Genomic DNA, 15852 nt, shown 5'->3' on the forward strand with positions numbered 1-15852 from the left:
ATCCTCCTCCAGCGAGCGAGTTCAGGCGCTACTCGACAACCGTTGCCGCCGCACCGGCCTCACCCGTCGAGCTCCGCTGCGCTTCGTCTCCCAAACCTGTCGAGCTCCGCTGCGCTTCGTCTCCGGCCAGTCCGAAGTACGCGGCCTCAACCTTCTCGCGTTGGCCCCGGAGATCCTGCGCCGACCCCGCCAAAGCCACTCGGCCATGGTGCAGGACGATCGCGGAGTCGGCAATCGCAAGGGCGAGGTCGATGTGTTGCTCCACGAGCACCACTGCCATCTGCTGCTCGTCGGCGATGGTGCGCAGCCTCGGCAGCAGGTCTTTGACCGCGATGGGCGACAGACCGAGGCTGAGCTCGTCGATCAACAGGACCTTCGGCTTCGCCAGCAGCGCCTTCGCGAGCGCCAGCATCTGTTGCTCACCGCCCGAAAGGTTGCCGCACCGCCGACCTTTGAGAGTCTTCAACTTGGGGAAGTACTCGAAGACGTCGCTCAGTTCGGCGCCGCCCTTGCGTTTGGCCAACCTCAGGTTGTCGGACACGGTGAGTTTGTGGAACACACCGCGGTTGTCGGGGACCAAGGTGAGACCTCGCCGCGCGTTGCGTTCGACCCGCTTGTCGAGCGGTGCCCCGAGGACGGTCACCGCCCCCGACATGAGCGGCAGTGCACCGACTGTGGCGAGCAGGGTGGTCGTCTTGCCGGCTCCATTGGGTCCGAGCAACGCCAGGATCTCGCCGGCACGCACGCTCGCGTTGAAGTCGCGGACTGCCGGGACTCCGCCGTAGCCGACATTGAGTCCCTCGATCGTCAACACCGACTCGGTGGCCACTGCCGTCGTGGTTGTCATTGCGCCGAACCTTTCTGCAGTAGCGGCGATGCCTCGGGCCCGCCGGCGGCATCTATGTCGACGTCTGCCTCCACCTCGGCGCTGCCCAGGTAGGCGGACACGACCCGCGGATCGTCACGGATCTGCTGCGGATCACCCGCGGCGATGACCTTTCCGAAGTCCAGGACGTAGAGCCGATGACACACGTCGAGGACGAGCGACATGTCGTGGTCGATCAACAGCACCCCGATGCCGCGCGCAGCGATGCGACGCAACTCTTCTCCGAAGTCGCGGCTCTCGTGGGTGTCCAAGCCTGCTGCCGGTTCGTCGAGCAGCACCATCTTGGTGCCACCGACGAGTGCACGGGCCACACCGACCAGCTTCTGCTGACCCAGAGCCAGCTCGCTCGGATGCCGGTCTGCGGCGTCGGTCAGGCCCACCATCTCGAGCGCCTCACCGATCGTCTTCGCGGGCGGCTTGGAGCCGGTGAATATGTCGGTGAACAGCGCCTTGAGGCCGGGCTTCTGCACGGCGACCGCGAGATTCTCGGCCACCGTCAGATCCGCGAACAACTCACCTGCCTGCCAGGTGCGGGCCATACCCGTACCTCGCCTGCGGTGGGGGCTGTACCCGTCGATCCGGACCCCACCCATCGTCACATCACCGGTCGACTTGGTGAACCCGGTGACGGCGTCGACAAACGTGGTCTTACCGGCGCCGTTCGGCCCGATCAATCCGACGATCTCGCCTGCTCCGACATCGAGGGTGATGTCGTCGTTGGCGACCACGCCTCCGTACCGGACCGACAGGCCGCGCGCCTGCAGGAGTCCATCTCGTGCTTCAGCCGACATGAGAGCTCGCTTTCGCTTCGGACGGGCCGACCGTCGGGGTGGTCGAGGTGGACGCGGAGTCCGCGGCGTGGTGCCCGGCCCTGCCCGATCTCACTTTGATGTGGTCGACGAACTCCCGTACGGCGCCGACGACGCCGACCGGGTTGAGCACGGCCATCAGCAGCAGGCTGCCGGCCGCGATGAGCTCGTAGTACTTGCCGAAATCCAGTGTCTGGGTGAGGAATACATACCCCACGCCCAACGGTCCGATGATGCCGGCCACAAAGGCACCCGACACCGAGGTGATGCCGCCCACGTAGGTCATCGCGAGCAAGGTCAAGCCGATGATCACGGTGAACGATCCTGCGGACAGCTGCCCCCGGCTGTACCCGATGAGACAGCCGCCGACCCCGGCCAGGAAAGCCGACAAGGCGAAGCCCAAGATCTTGGTTGCCGCAACGTTGATTCCCACGGACGCCGCAGCGCGTTCATTCGAACGCACCGCGAGGAACGCACGACCCGTCGCACCCGCCATGAATCGCATCACGATGAGCGTCAGCACCGTCACCACCACCAGCACCATCATCGAGAACTCGATGGTCGTCAGTTCACTGCCCTGCCGCACCGACAGGTCCCAGCCGAACAACGTGGGGTCCGAGATCAAGTTGCCCTCGAACGGCGTCAGCGACGGGTTGTTGAACACGAAGCTCTGAATGGCAAGCGCCGCAGCCAATGTGACGACAGCCAGCTGCGCACCACGGATACGGAGGGCGGGAACGCCCACGATCACGCCGAGCACGGTGGCGATCAACGACGACAGCAGGATGCTCAGCGGAAACGGGACCCCCCAGTTCGTCGTGACCTTCGACAGCGCAAATCCCGCAGCACCGGCGAAAGCCATACTCGCCAGCGAGATCTGACCGAGATAGCCGGTCAGCAGCACCAGCGACAGCGCGATCAGCGACAAGATCATCGATGTCACGATGCCGAAACGCCAGCTACCGGAGGTCAACAGCACCGCGACCACCACGGCAGCGACCATCAGTACCACCGGTATCGGACGGATCTTGGGAATGAACACAGCCGGCATCTTCGCTTCGCCGAGAGAGCCACGCGATGGGATCTTGCCGCCGAGGAGGAACAATGCGATCACCACGACAACAAACGGAACAGCGTCACCGACCCCGGTCTGCGCCCAGCTCGGCCACCAATCCAGGGTGCTCGCCCACAGGATCACGGCCTGGAACGCACCCAGGACAAGCCCTGCCGCACACGCGACCCCGAACGAGGTGAGCCGACCGACCAGAGCGACCGCCAGTGCCGGAATGATGTAGAACGTGTAACTCGTGGCGTCCAGGCCGATGGTGTAGGCACCGAGAACGACGATGAGGCCGGACGCAGCACCGGTGATGACCCAGACGATCGCAGCGAGCCGGTCAGGGGAGAATCCCGCGAGGCGCGCAGCCAGTTCGTCCTCGGAGCCCGCCCGTGTCGCGACACCGAGAGTCGTCAGGGAGAAGTAGGCCCACAGCAACAGGGCGATCAAGATGGCGACGACGGCCATGAGAATGTCGCTGACGTTGACGATTGCGCCGGCGATCTCGAAGGTGTTCTGCGGCAGGATCGGTAGCGCCATCAGGGAATCGGTGCTGAAGCGTAGATGGACAAGAGCCGTGATGAAGAGCATCAGCCCGACCGAGGCGACCACCTGCGCCAGCACCGGAGCGCGGCGCAGTGGCCGGAAGATCAGGTAGTGCGCGAGGAGCGCCCACAGCGCAGCAGAGACGACACCGATCACGATGGCGAGCACCATCGGCGTCGGGTTGTCCTCACTGCCGAGGCTCACGCTTCCGACGGGAAGCACGAGGGTGCCGTCGGTGCGCAGTGCGGCAACGACATACACCGCCCAGAGTGCGATCGAACCCTGAGCGAAGTTGATGACCCCGGTGGCTGCGTAGATGCCTACCAATGAGGTGGCGAACACCGAGTAGACGGCGCCGACCGCCAGGCCGAGGAACACGAATTGGATGAATTGACTCATGGGTCGTTGCCCACCTCACTGTGTGTATCTACGTAAGACCGGAGCGAGTTATGCGCGAGAAACCGAGGCAGTGGAGAACCGGGGTGGATCGCTCGAGGACCTCGAGCGATCCACCGCCGGTGCAGACCTCAGGGTTGAGCTATCGGTCAGCTGGCACCGGGGATGGCCGAGAGCGCAGCCGGGTTGGGCTGAGTCAGGCCGCCTCCGATGGGCTCGGTCTTCTTGTCACCGACCACCTCGAACACGAACATCTCGGTGGTGCAGTTGGGTGAGGTCGGCTTGCCACAGCTGAGCTTCGGTCCCAACCAACTCTGGTAGTCCGTCACGCCCTTGAGTGCGGCGAGCACGGTGGGACCGGTGTACTCGGCGGGCTTGGCGGCGCCGAGAGTCCTGGCGAAGTCGACGAACGTCGCGAAGGTTCCGTAGGCGTAGAAGCCTCCGGATTCACCCGCCTCATCCACGTACTTCTTGGTGGTCGCCAGGTTCTCCTGCATCTCGGCAGGCGCAGAATCCGTGGCCGGATCGAGCCAGATCGGCGAATACGTCTGGGCGCCAACAGCTTGCGCACCCATGGTCTCGATGAACTCGGTACAGGCCGCGAGGAACATGGTGCCCTTGAAGCCGACGGACTTCAGCGACTGGGCCAGCTTGGTGCAGTTCGCATCCGTCTGGGACGTCATCAGGCCGCCCGCATCGGGGTTGCCCGACGCGATCGTCGATGCCAGCGCGGTGTAGTTCGGGTTCGTCGGTGAGTAGTAGACGCTCTTGACATCGAGACCCAACTGCTGACCCAGTGGCAACAGAATGCGCTCAAACGTCTGACGTGCGGCCGCAACGTCGACGTTCGCCAGCGTCAGGGAGTTCTTCCCCTGTGTCTTGAGGGACTGCATCACGCCGACCAGGAAGGAGGCCTGCGGCGGTCCGAAGTAGACCCGGTTGTCGGCCGACGAACCGGTCACGGAATCGAATGGGATCTGCCCGACGAGGGGGATGTTGGCCGACTTGAGGATCGGCAGGGCCGCGCTGGACGCGGCGTCATAACCGTCGATGACCGCTGTGACACCCGCCTGCACCAGCTGATTGGCGCAACCGATTGTCGATTCCGGCGCCGACACGTCGACGGCGCAACTGGTCACCTCGATGGGGTGCCCGTCGATACCGCCGAGCGAGTCGTTGATGTACTTGACCGCAGCCTGTTGCCCGACCTCGACACCGGGCTGGGTGATCGGTCCGTTCGAAGGGTTGAGGAAGCCGACCTTGATCGGCGTTCCGGTGGCCTTGGTGCCACTTTCCGACGGTGCGGCCGCGGTGCTGCCGCTGTCATCGGACCCGCTGTCGTCGCTACACGAGACGACGGAAAAGACACACGCCGCCGCGACAAATACTGCCGCGAGCCGGCCGGTTCTCCTACGCATTTCAATGCCTTTCCCGGCGGCTTGTGACAGGGCACGAATTCAGGCGCTCGGACCTGATCGTCGACACGACGAAATGGGTGTGAGCAGCATGAACAAGCCCGGCCAGGCCCTCCGAGTTACACGGGGTTTGCAACCGAATCGCGTGTTTGCCATTCGGTGTGCCCGATCCGGGTGTGATCTGGGCCACTCGAAAAATAGCCCTTGCCTTACAGCCGTGTCAAGGTGAATCCGTAAGTAAAATTCTAGCCAGAAATGGTGCCGACAGACTTTTCCAAACAGCCCGTATTGTCCGAATTGAAGCGTATAAATAGAGGTCGCAGAATTCGTTCGCAAAGCGCACTATTCGGTGGGCAGAAGGCGTCACGTGTCGGGCCGACCCTCCGAGACCACTGCGCCGCTCTAGACTTGCGCGGTGAGCTACTCACGTTTTGTTGCCGTCGGAGACAGCCAGACCGAAGGCATGTGCGACGGCGATGATGACACCGGCTATCGCGGCTGGGCCGACCGATTGGCCGACGAGTTGGCCGGACACAACCCGGAGTTGCGCTACGCCAATCTCGCTGTCCGAGGCCGGACCACCCGACAGATCCGGGACGCGCAACTGGCGCCGGCCATCGCCCTGCAACCGGATCTGGTCGCCGCGCCACTGGGCATGAACGACGTTCTTGCCAGTACTCCGGTGTCGCAGGTTCACGACGACCTCGACTTCATCTACGGCGAACTGCACAAGACCGGCGCCACGGTGCTGATCTCGACGTTCCCCAACCTCGCCCGTACCGTGCCGATCGCCAAACGCATCGAGGCGCGATTGCTGATGGTGAACGCGATGATGGAGGAGTTCGCGAAACGATATGAGTTCGTCCTCGTCGATCTGCATGCCGCCCCGGTCCTCACAGATCCCCGATCCTGGTCACCGGATCGCTTGCACGCCTCGCCTTTTGGGCACGAACGGTTTGCCGCGGGTGCCGCGCACGCCCTCGGCCTCCCCGGCAGCGACCCGGAATGGGGCGCGGCACTGCCGCCGCGTCCCCCGCTGACGATCGCGCAGACCATCACTCGTGAAACACAGTGGGCCAGGACGTTTTTCATTCCGTGGATGATTCGTCGCATTCGCGGGGTGTCCCTTGGCGACGGCAGAGAGCCCAAACGTCCGGACCTGACGCCGGTGGTGCCGGATACGCATCACGGCCCGATTCCTTTACAGGAACCGGGCCGTGATGAGCGCAGAGGCTAAGAGGTGACTTCTTCCTGCGCGTCTCTCACATAGCCGCGCGGGAACACCTCCCCGTCAGAAAGACTTCAGTACTTCTCGCCCTTGGCCGCCTTGTCGACGAGCGACTGCGGCGGCTCGAAGTTGCTGCCGTACTTGCTCGCGAGATCGCGGGCGCGGTCGACGAAGCCCTGCAGACCACCCTCGTACTGGTTGATGTACTGGATGACGCCACCGGTCCACGCCGGGAAACCGATGCCGAAGATCGACCCGATGTTGGCGTCGGCGACGGTCTCGAGCACACCCTCGTCGAAACACTTGACGGTTTCGAGGGCCTCGGCGAAGAGCATGCGCTCTTTCATGTCCTCGAACGGGATCGTCTTCGAGCCCGAGTTGAACGTCTCACGCAGACCCGGCCAGATGCCGACGCGCTTGCCGTTCTCGTCGTAGTCGTAGAAGCCCTTGCCACCCGAGCGTCCCGGGCGGCCGAGCTCGTCGACCATCTTGTCCACGACAGCCGAAGAACCGTGGTCGGGGACCTCTTTGCCCTCGTTGGCGAGTGCCTTCTCGGTCTCCTTGCGGATCTTCTGCGGCAGGGTCAGCGTCAGCTCGTCCATGAGCTGCAGTGGCGGTGCCGGGTAACCGGCCTGCGCGCCTGCCTGCTCGATGAACGCCGGCTCCACACCTTCGCCGACGGCCGCGATGGCCTCGTTGACGAAGGTGCCGATGACCCGCGAGGTGAAGAAGCCGCGGCTGTCGTTGACGACGATCGGGGTCTTGCGGATCTGCAGGGTGTAGTCGATGACCTTGGCCAGGACCGCGTCAGAGGTCTTGGCGCCCTTGATGATCTCCACCAGCGGCATCTTGTCGACCGGCGAGAAGAAGTGGATCCCGATGAAGTCCTCGGACCGCTTGACACCCTCGGCCAGGCTGGTGATCGGCAGGGTCGAGGTGTTGGAGCCCAGGATGGCGTCGGGTTCGACGATGTCTTCGATCTCCTGGAACACCTTGTGCTTGACCTCGACCGACTCGAACGCGGCCTCGATCACGAGATCGACACCCTTGAAGTCCGCGGCGTCGACGGTCGGGGTGATGCGGGCCAGCAGCTCGTCCGACTTCTCCTTCGTGGTCTTGCCACGCGAGAGCGCCTTCTCTTCGAGCTTGATCGCATAGCCCTTGCCCTTTTCGGCGGCTTCGATGTTGATGTCCTTGAGGACGACCTCGATGCCCGACTTGGCAGAGACGTAAGCAATGGCAGCGCCCATCATCCCGGCACCGATGACGCCGACCTTCTTGGCGGTGAACTTCTCGAAACCGTCGGGACGCGACGCGCCGCCGTTGATGGCCTGCAGGTCGAAGAAGAACGCCTTGATCATGTTCTGCGCGACCTGACCGGTCACCAGCGACACGAAGTAGCGGGTCTCGACCTGGTCGGCGGTGTCGACGTCGACGTACGCGCCTTCGATGGCCGCAGCCATGATCGCGCGCGGCGCCGGCATCGGGGCACCCTTGAGCTGCTGACGCAGCAGCGACGGGATCGCCGGGAGCATCTGTGCGAGCGACGGGCTGGTCGGCGAGCCGCCGGGCATCTTGTAGCCCTTTTTGTCCCACGGCTGTGCAGCCTCGGGATTGGCCGCGATCCAGGCCTTGGCGGCGGGGATCAGTTCCTCGATCGAACCGACGACCTCGTCGACGATGCCGGTCTCCTTGGCCTGGGCCGGCTTGAACCGGTTGCCCTGCAACAGAACACTCATCAACGCGTTCTGGATACCGAGCAGACGCACGGTACGCACCACGCCGCCGCCGCCGGGCAGCAGGCCCAGCGTGACCTCGGGCAGGCCGATCTGGCTGCCCTTGACGTCGGCCGCGATGCGGTGATGCGTGTGCAGCGCGATCTCGAGGCCGCCACCGAGTGCGGCGCCGTTGATGGCTGCCACGACGGGCTTGCCGAGAGTCTCGAGCCGGCGGAGCACGGCCTTCATGCCGTTGGTGGTGTTGGTGATCTGGGTGGCCAACTCGACCTTGTCGACGCCCTTGCGATCAGCGGTCATGTCCTTGAGGTCACCACCGGCGAAGAAGGTCTTCTTGGCCGACGTCAGGATGACGCCTGAGATGTTGTCCTTCTCGGCCTCGAGACGATCGACCGTTGCGGCCATCGAGGTGGTGTACAGCCCGTTCATCGTGTTGGCGCCCTGATTCGGGTCGTCCATGGTGAGCAGGACGACGCCGTCGCTGTCCTGTTCCCAGTTGATCATGTTGTCGGTCATAGGTATTCGCAACTCTTTCGTGAAGTGGGGAAGGGCCGGAGAGGGTCAGACACGCTCGATGATCGTGGCGACACCCATGCCGCCGCCGATGCACAGGGTGATCAGGCCGTAGCGGCCGCCGGTGCGCTCGAGTTCGTCGAGGACGGTGCCGACCAGCATCGCGCCGGTGGCGCCGAGCGGGTGGCCCATGGCGATCGCGCCACCGTTGACGTTGGTCTTCTCGTGCGGGATGTTGAGATCCTTCATCCACTTCATGACCACCGAGGCGAATGCCTCGTTGAGCTCGAACACATCGATGTCGTCGATGGTCAGTCCGGCCTTGGCGAGAACGGCTTCGGTCGCCGGGGTGGGTCCGGTGAGCATGATCGTGGGATCGCTACCGGTCTGCGCGGTCGCGACGACGCGTGCACGTGCGGTCAGCCCGGCCTTCTTGCCTGCGGCCTCGCTACCGACCAGGACCAGCGCGGAACCGTCGACGATGCCGGACGAGTTGCCGCCGGTGTGCACGTGGTTGATCTTCTCGACGTTGACGTACTTCTGGCGCGCGACATCGTCGAATCCACCCATGGCGGCCAGACCCTCGAAGGCCGGCTTCAGCTTGCCGAGGCTCTCGACGGTGCTGCCCGGGCGACGATGCTCGTCGTAATCGAGCAGGGTGACGCCGTTGATGTCCTTGACCGGGACGACCGACTTGGCGAAGTATCCGGCCGACCAGGCGGCCTCGGCGCGGGCCTGCGACTCGGCGGCGTAAGCGTCGACGTCTTCGCGAGAGAAGCCCTCGATGGTGGCGATCAGGTCGGCACCGATGCCCTGCGGAGCGATGTAGAGATCGAATGCGGTGGTCGGGTCGGTGAACATGGCGCCGCCGTCGCTGCCCATCGGCACGCGAGACATCGACTCCACACCACCGGCGATGACCAGCTGGTCCCAGCCGGAGGCGACCTTCTGGGCGGCGAGGTTGGTGGCCTCGAGTCCGGAGGCGCAGAAGCGGTTGATCTGGGTTCCGGGAACGGTGTCGGGCAGACCTGCCACGAGGGCGGCCGTCCGCGGGAGTACCGCACCCTGCTCGCCGACCGGCGACACGATGCCCAGCACGACGTCGTTGATGTCGGCGGGGTCGAGATCGGGGAAGCGAACCTTGAGTTCGTTGATGAGCCCGACCACGAGGTCGACGGGCTTGACGCTGTGCAACGAGCCCTTACGTTGCTTGCCGCGAGGCGTACGAATTGCCTCGAAGATGTATGCATCAGTCACGCTGGGGTTTCCTTTCAGATGAACTGCGCTGTTCGCCAGCGCTCGCCTTCGATCTAACACTAGGCTAACGCGCTGTAACTTATTTGACCATACCCCGAGTACAGAGCAGCATTCAATCGTCCGATCATGCGCTAGGGTTGATTCACAATGTCCTCGAACCCCGATGTCGCGGACGGCCAGCGAACACAGCGTCATCGTCGGCCGGCCGACCGCAAAGACCAGCTCACCGACCGTGCTGCCGAACTCTTCCTGGCGCGCGGCTACGACCATGTCTCGGTGGCGGACATCGCGAAGGCCGCAGGGGTGACGGGACCGTCGATCTATCGGCACTTCGTCGACAAACAGGCGATTCTCTATGCGGCGGTGATGTCGGGCGTCGAGGACATAGAGAAGTGCACCGACACCGCACTGGCCCCCGGGGACGACGGAGAGATACCGATCGACAAGGCCATCGAGAAGCTGTGCGCCCTCGGTGTGACCAATCCGCGGTCGGCTGCCCTGTGGCGCTGGTCCACCGCGCACCTCACGCCGGACCAGAACGACGAGGTCGCCCGGCGTACCCGCAAGGTGCTGCAGCGATGGTCGGGTGCGGTGTTCGCCCATCGCACCGACCTGTCCGCCCGCGACATCGATCAGCTGGCCTGGTCGATCCTGAGCGTCAACGGCAGCGTGTCGGTGCACCGCACCCGTATCTCGACCTCACGGGCCGTCGCGCAACTGGTCAAACTCGTCGACAGGGTTGTCGAGCTGACCCCCGAACACGCCGCCCCCATCCCACCGATGCCCCGTGCGATGGCCGAACCGTCCGGCCGCCGGGACGAGATCCTCGACGCCGCCGCAGCCCTGTTCCAGCAGCGCGGGTTCGCGACCGTCGGTGTCGACGAGATCGGCGAGGCCGTGGGGATCACCGGACCCAGTGTCTACAAACACTTTCCGAGCAAACAGGCGATTCTCATCGGCATCAGTCAGCGGAGCGCGAACCGGCTGGAGGCCAGTGCCATAGCGGCGTACTCGATCGCCTCCGATCCGCAATCGCTGCTGGCGGTACTCGTGGAGTCGTACGTCCAGGTGCTGACGTCGACGCCCGACCTGTCGGTGTCGTTCAACAGCCGAAGTGTGCTCGAACGCTTCGACAACGGCGATCTGATCACCTATCAGCGCCGGTACGTGGGACGCTGGGTGAACCTGGTCGAGCAGATCGAGACCGACCTACCGACCCCGGAGGCCGCGGTGACCGTGCACGCAGCACTGACGATTGCCAACGACGCCATGCGCTTGCGCCGCAACTGGAGCAGGCCCGACATGCCGGCCCTGCTGGCATACCTGATGAAAGGCGTTCTCGGACTGCCCGAGGCCGCGCCGAACGGGCGGGCCGGGAACGTCCTGCCGTGACCGAACAGGCCGATATCAGCGCGAAGACCATCGAGACGCAGTTGCTCGGCGGAGAGCGCCTCTTCACGCTCGAAGACATGACCGCGGCTCTGAACATCTCCGAAGATCACGCCCGGCGGGTCTGGTCGGCATTCGGTTTCACGATGGAGGGCGACGACAAACTCTTCACCGCCGACGACGTCCAGGCTCTGCAGCTCGTCCGGGGGTTGGACGAGGGACAGCCGCCTGAGTTCGAGATCGCGATGGCGCGGGCTCTCGGCCAGACGATGTCGCGCCTGGCGGACTGGGAGGCGGGCAACATGGCCGATCGCATCCGCAGCGGCGACAGTCCGGATCTCGAGACCATGTTGAATGCGGTCCAGCGGGTGCAAACCCTCGTCTGGCGCCGTCACCTCGCGTCCGCGCTGCAGAATGCATTGGCGACCACCGACGGTGTGAACCGCACGCTCGCGGTCGGGTTCGTCGACATCGTCGGGTACACCAGCCTGTCCCGCAAGATCGGCATGGATGAACTCGACGGCCTGCTCGAAACGTTCGAGACCAACGCCTACCTGGTGATCACCTCTCGCGGTGGCCGGGTGGTGAAGACCCTCGGCGATGCCGTGATGTTCGAGGTCGAGGACCCCGCAGCAGCGGCGGACATAGCCCTTGCGTTGCAACAACTCACAGACGAACACGGACTCCCACCGCTACGCGTCGGCATCGCCTTCGGCACCGTGCTGACCCGGCTCGGCGATGTCTTCGGTGAACCGGTCAATATCGCGGCCCGGCTGACCAGTTCGGCCCGACCAGGCACCGTCCTCGCCGACACCGAACTCGGGAACGCGATCGAAAGCGACGATCGCTTCTTCCTCAAATCGATCGGCAGCCTGCACGTGCGGGGCTACAAACGGCTTCGGGCCAGTGTGCTCGAGGCGAACAAGAAGGCCTGAGCCCCACAAAAGCACACCGTTCGGTCACACGCACCTGTTTGAACGTGTGTTTGTGACCGAACGGTGTGTTTTTGTTTGTGAGACTGCAGATTTCACAGCTCGGCGCCGAGGCGGTATCCCTCGTCGATGGCGTGGCTCAGTCGGCGCGGTGTGACCGAGTCGCCGATGATGCTGACGTTCTTGCCCGGTTCGAGCCCCAGCAGCGGCGCCGGAACGCGTGGCTGATGCCAGACGGTGAGCGCGTCCTCGACCTCTGTGTCGGGACCTCCGAATACGGGACGAAGCAGTTGCGGCTGCGATGCGTCGCCGGGGACCACCAGCGAGTGCCCCACCTTGAAATCGACCCCGGCAGCGCCGAGTCTGCCGAGCAGCGGCCCGGCACTCTCCGCCGGTACCCGTGTGGCGAGTCCGGTGAGCGCGGTGGCGAAGGTGACCCGCCAACCCGCCTGTGCCAGAGCCTCTGCCGCGGAGTAGGCGGGCCAGAACCCGTCGCCCTCGTCGTACACAACAGCGCGGCGGCTCGCCGAATCGGGAAGTCGACCCAGCAGTACATCGTCGACCGTCACCGCAGGCCGGTCGCCCAGCCCGACTGGTAGATCCGCAGGTCGTGACCCGGTGGCGACAACGACGTGATCTGCCGCTTCCAGAATATCTGCCACATCATCGACTTCGATACCGGCAGAAAGGTTCACATCGACCTTCAGGCGTCGGAGTTCGCGCTGAAGATAGTCGATGACGTCCCCCAGGGTCGCGCGGTGGGGTGCAGCAGCAGCAACCCTGACAGCACCACCGAGAACTGTGCTCTGCTCGAACAAGGTGACGTGATGCCCCCGACCTGCTGCGACGCGAGCAGCTTCCAGTCCTGCCGGGCCACCGCCGATCACGTACACCTCCTTGGACTTCGGTGCCGGGACTCCCACGCCCGGATGCCTGCCACGACCGATTTCGGCGTTCACCGCACAGTGCAGATGTGGGTCGAATGCCCGGCAGTCCTGATTGATCCCGAGAAAGCCTCGGATCTCGTCGAGCCGGCCGGTCTCCGATTTGATCGGGAGGTCTGGATCGGCGATCAGTGCCCGCGCCATACCCACCATGTCCACGTGCCCGTTCTTGATGGCGTGGTCTGCTGTCGCCGCATCCCGGATCCGTTGACCGACGAGAGTCGGAACCCCGGTCGCCGCACGGACTCTCGACGCCGACGGGATGGCGACCCCATCTTCGTTGGTCGAGTCCTTCACGTATCTGCCGCGGGTGCCGTGGGTGATGCTGAAGTAGTCGATCCCGAGATCCGCCAGATTCTCTGCACTACGCACGCAGTCCTCGATGCCCATCCCGCCGGGGATCTCTTCTTCGCCACTGAGTCGCACCCCGAGAACGAACCCGGCGGGAATGACCGACCGCATCGCCTCGATCACCAAGCGGGTGAACCGCATCCGATTCTCGAAAGACCCGCCGAAGCTGTCAGTCCTTCGGTTGGTCAGCGGTGACATGAACTGGGCCGGTAGATAGCCGTGGGCAGCGTGCACCTCGACTCCGTCTGCACCTGCCTTGACCAGGTTCTCGGTCGAAATCCGCCAGCCTTCGACGATGTCCTCGATCTCGGGGACGGTCAACTCGTGTGGCGGGTAGGCGTCGCGCGCCGTCTTGATCGCCGACGGAGCCGAGGGCGGCGAATCCGATTCACCACCGATGAACTCTCGCCCGAGATGGCAGAGTTGCCCGATGAACCGCGCTCCGTGTCGGTGGATGACGTCAGCTTTTGCAGCGGCAGCGGGAACGAACTCGTCGCGGTATCCCTCGATGAGTTTTCTGGATCGCAGGGTCGTCGTCGGGTGTACCACCGTGGCGCCACCGATGATCAGTCCTACTCCGCCGGCCGCCAGACGCTCGAAGTGCTCGGTGTCTCCGTGCGTGGGTACCCCGTGCTCTGCCATGCTCGTCCCGGCAGGCAAGGCGACCAGCCGGTTCTTGAGCGTGACCCCGCCGAGGTCACATGGCGAAAACAGGTGCGGGAAATCATTTCCCATCGACATCCTCTTTCATCTTCTGTTCGTTCCCTCCTCGACAACCAGCACCCTGGTCACCGGCATGGACTCGAGGTGTGCTGCAACCCCTTCCCGCAAACGCATCTCCGGCACGGTGAGCCTCTCGGTTTCCTGCGAGATGTAGTCCGCCCAGGCATTGAAGGTGCAATGTTCCACGTAGGTGTCCGGGTGCTCCGCGGCCTGCATGACGGTGCACCGCAGCGCTCCCAGACGAAGTCGGGAACGCCTCAGTTCCGCTATGTCATGCATGAAATGCGCGCGATTCTCCGGCGCCACAACGTACGTCGTCTCGACGAGCACCTGGCGGTCCCCGTACTCGACCTCGGGCAGCGCCACCGCCTCGAAATCCGCAGGGTCCGGAGCAATGCCCTCGCTCGGAAATATTCCCCGCCGCAGGACCCCGACAGCGGAAACGATCATCAGGCCTGCCGCGGTGGCGACAGCCGGAACCAGGCCGATGAAATCGGCGAGTACTCCCCACATGAGTGCTCCGACGGCTTGACTGCCCTGGAACATCAGCATGATGAAGGCGATGATGCGTGCCTTGATCCACGGAGGTACGACGCTGTGGGCCGCGATCATCCAGGTGCTCTGCACCCCGACCCACGCAGCGCCGACGATCACCATCAGCACCAGGATCACGTCAAACCTGGTGGAGAATGCCATCCCCGCCAGAACGATCGCGTATGCGCCGGATCCCAACGCGACGAATCGGTTCCAGCTCATCTTCGCCCGCAATGGCATCAGGACGATGGTGCCGACCACCGCTCCGACACCGATCGCGCCCGACATCACACCGAACTCGAACGTGCTCGCGTGAAGGCGATCATGGGCAACAAGTGGCAGGAGAGCCCACAGACAGCTGGCCGGTATGCCGAATACGGTCAACCGGACCAGTAACCGGCGCGTCCACCTCGAGTGGCGGATGAACCGGATTCCCCCGGATACCGCTCTGCCGACCGGGCTTCGGGCACCGGTGCCCGCTGCGGCCGGCACCTGCCAGGCTGCGATCACGGCGCAGCCTGCGAACAGGACTCCGACGCAGGCGAAGGCCCACGTCGATCCGAGTCCCGCCAGTATCGCACCGCCGATCAGCGGTCCGATCGCGCGTGCCCCATTGAACACCGCACCATCGACCGCCGGAACGACCGCCATCATGTCGCGGCTGACGAGGTGGGGCAACAGCGCTTGCCACACGATGGCGACGACGGCGAGGCCTGCGCCGGCCACGAAAACGCTACCCATCAAGACCACGACGCCGACCTGGCCGAGGATGTCGAGAACAACGAGTACCACCGACGCGATCAGCAAGATCACCGAGATGCCCACCAGAAGACGTCGATGGCTGGTGTATTCGGCAATGGCGCCGATCGGCAGTGCGAACAGGAAGAACGGCACGCTGATCGCGAACTGAACAGCTGAGACCGTGGTCGCGGATTCGCCCGCTTCGGTGAGAATCCACTGCGCCGCGAGTACCAGGATCCACACTCCGACACTGGCACCGAGTTCGACCAGGAGCATCAGACGCAGGCGGCGGACGCGCAGCGGCGCGAAGAATCCCATCTGCGCTGCGTCGGTCACGTCTGCCTCCTCGCTTCGAATCCACTTCGACAACCCTGTTGCCTGAGTCGAATCTCACG

The 15852-nt window shown here is 64.4% G+C and carries 11 protein-coding genes; 3 read left to right on the forward strand and 8 right to left on the reverse strand.

Going from position 1 to position 15852, the window contains the following annotated elements:
* Window positions 1–28 precede the first annotated feature (28 nt).
* From BH683_RS27040 to BH683_RS27055, 4 genes are all read right to left on the reverse strand, one after another.
* Window positions 29–847, reverse strand: a complete 819-nt coding sequence (locus BH683_RS27040) for an ATP-binding cassette domain-containing protein (RefSeq protein ID WP_084839382.1) — start codon at window positions 845–847, stop codon at window positions 29–31.
* A complete protein-coding gene (locus BH683_RS27045; protein ID WP_084839383.1) occupies window positions 844–1677 on the reverse strand; it encodes an ABC transporter ATP-binding protein in 834 nt (277 codons plus the stop codon). The genes BH683_RS27040 and BH683_RS27045 overlap by 4 nt, the downstream gene beginning before the upstream one ends.
* On the reverse strand, window positions 1667–3697 hold the full coding sequence (locus tag BH683_RS27050; protein WP_084839384.1) for an ABC transporter permease: 2031 nt from the start codon (window positions 3695–3697) through the stop codon (window positions 1667–1669). The genes BH683_RS27045 and BH683_RS27050 overlap by 11 nt, the downstream gene beginning before the upstream one ends.
* 146 nt (window positions 3698–3843) lie before the next feature.
* Window positions 3844–5112: an ABC transporter substrate-binding protein gene (locus BH683_RS27055; RefSeq protein ID WP_084839385.1), complete on the reverse strand. Its 1269-nt coding sequence runs from the start codon at window positions 5110–5112 to the stop codon at window positions 3844–3846.
* Between the two features lie 412 nt (window positions 5113–5524).
* On the opposite strand from BH683_RS27055, the gene BH683_RS27060 reads away from it, so the two are divergent.
* Window positions 5525–6346: an SGNH/GDSL hydrolase family protein gene (locus BH683_RS27060; protein ID WP_084839386.1), complete on the forward strand. Its 822-nt coding sequence runs from the start codon at window positions 5525–5527 to the stop codon at window positions 6344–6346.
* 65 nt (window positions 6347–6411) lie between these two features.
* Here BH683_RS27060 and BH683_RS27065 read toward each other — a convergent pair whose 3' ends face one another.
* Together BH683_RS27065 and BH683_RS27070 are read right to left on the reverse strand one after the other, a co-directional pair.
* Window positions 6412–8589 carry a 3-hydroxyacyl-CoA dehydrogenase NAD-binding domain-containing protein gene (locus BH683_RS27065; protein WP_084839387.1) on the reverse strand — a complete coding sequence of 726 codons (2178 nt, stop codon included), beginning with the start codon at window positions 8587–8589 and terminating at the stop codon, window positions 6412–6414.
* 45 nt (window positions 8590–8634) lie between these two features.
* Complete coding sequence (locus BH683_RS27070; protein ID WP_084839388.1) at window positions 8635–9843, reverse strand: acetyl-CoA C-acetyltransferase; 1209 nt, start codon at window positions 9841–9843, stop codon at window positions 8635–8637.
* A gap of 147 nt (window positions 9844–9990) precedes the next feature.
* Between BH683_RS27070 and BH683_RS27075 the strand changes: the two genes are divergently transcribed.
* Window positions 9991–11235, forward strand: a complete 1245-nt coding sequence (locus BH683_RS27075) for a TetR/AcrR family transcriptional regulator (protein ID WP_084839389.1) — start codon at window positions 9991–9993, stop codon at window positions 11233–11235.
* Window positions 11232–12167, forward strand: a complete 936-nt coding sequence (locus BH683_RS27080) for an adenylate/guanylate cyclase domain-containing protein (RefSeq protein WP_246833623.1) — start codon at window positions 11232–11234, stop codon at window positions 12165–12167. Before BH683_RS27075 ends, BH683_RS27080 begins: the two co-directional genes overlap by 4 nt.
* Window positions 12168–12259: 92 nt before the next feature.
* On the opposite strand, the gene BH683_RS27085 is transcribed toward BH683_RS27080, so the two are convergent.
* Together BH683_RS27085 and BH683_RS27090 are read right to left on the reverse strand one after the other, a co-directional pair.
* Window positions 12260–14194 (reverse strand): FAD-dependent oxidoreductase, encoded by a 1935-nt coding sequence (locus BH683_RS27085; protein ID WP_084839620.1) that lies wholly within the window; start codon window positions 14192–14194, stop codon window positions 12260–12262.
* 12 nt (window positions 14195–14206) lie between these two features.
* Window positions 14207–15793, reverse strand: coding sequence for an MFS transporter (locus BH683_RS27090; protein WP_084839390.1), 1587 nt, complete (start codon window positions 15791–15793; stop codon window positions 14207–14209).
* Window positions 15794–15852: the final 59 nt, after the last annotated feature.

It is taken from the genome of Williamsia sp. 1138 (assembly GCF_002095435.2).
In the GTDB taxonomy this organism is placed as follows: domain Bacteria; phylum Actinomycetota; class Actinomycetes; order Mycobacteriales; family Mycobacteriaceae; genus Williamsia.

What these genes read in the sequence shown, in the direction of transcription:
- BH683_RS27040 (WP_084839382.1), bottom strand. Translation starts at nt 847, where the DNA reads ATGACAACCACGACGGCAGTGGCCACCGAGTCGGTGTTGACGATCGAG.
- BH683_RS27045 (WP_084839383.1), bottom strand. Translation starts at nt 1,677, where the DNA reads ATGTCGGCTGAAGCACGAGATGGACTCCTGCAGGCGCGCGGCCTGTCG.
- BH683_RS27050 (WP_084839384.1), bottom strand. Translation starts at nt 3,697, where the DNA reads ATGAGTCAATTCATCCAATTCGTGTTCCTCGGCCTGGCGGTCGGCGCC.
- BH683_RS27055 (WP_084839385.1), bottom strand. Translation starts at nt 5,112, where the DNA reads ATGCGTAGGAGAACCGGCCGGCTCGCGGCAGTATTTGTCGCGGCGGCG.
- BH683_RS27065 (WP_084839387.1), bottom strand. Translation starts at nt 8,589, where the DNA reads ATGACCGACAACATGATCAACTGGGAACAGGACAGCGACGGCGTCGTC.
- BH683_RS27075 (WP_084839389.1), top strand. Translation starts at nt 9,991, where the DNA reads ATGTCCTCGAACCCCGATGTCGCGGACGGCCAGCGAACACAGCGTCAT.
- BH683_RS27085 (WP_084839620.1), bottom strand. Translation starts at nt 14,194, where the DNA reads ATGGGAAATGATTTCCCGCACCTGTTTTCGCCATGTGACCTCGGCGGG.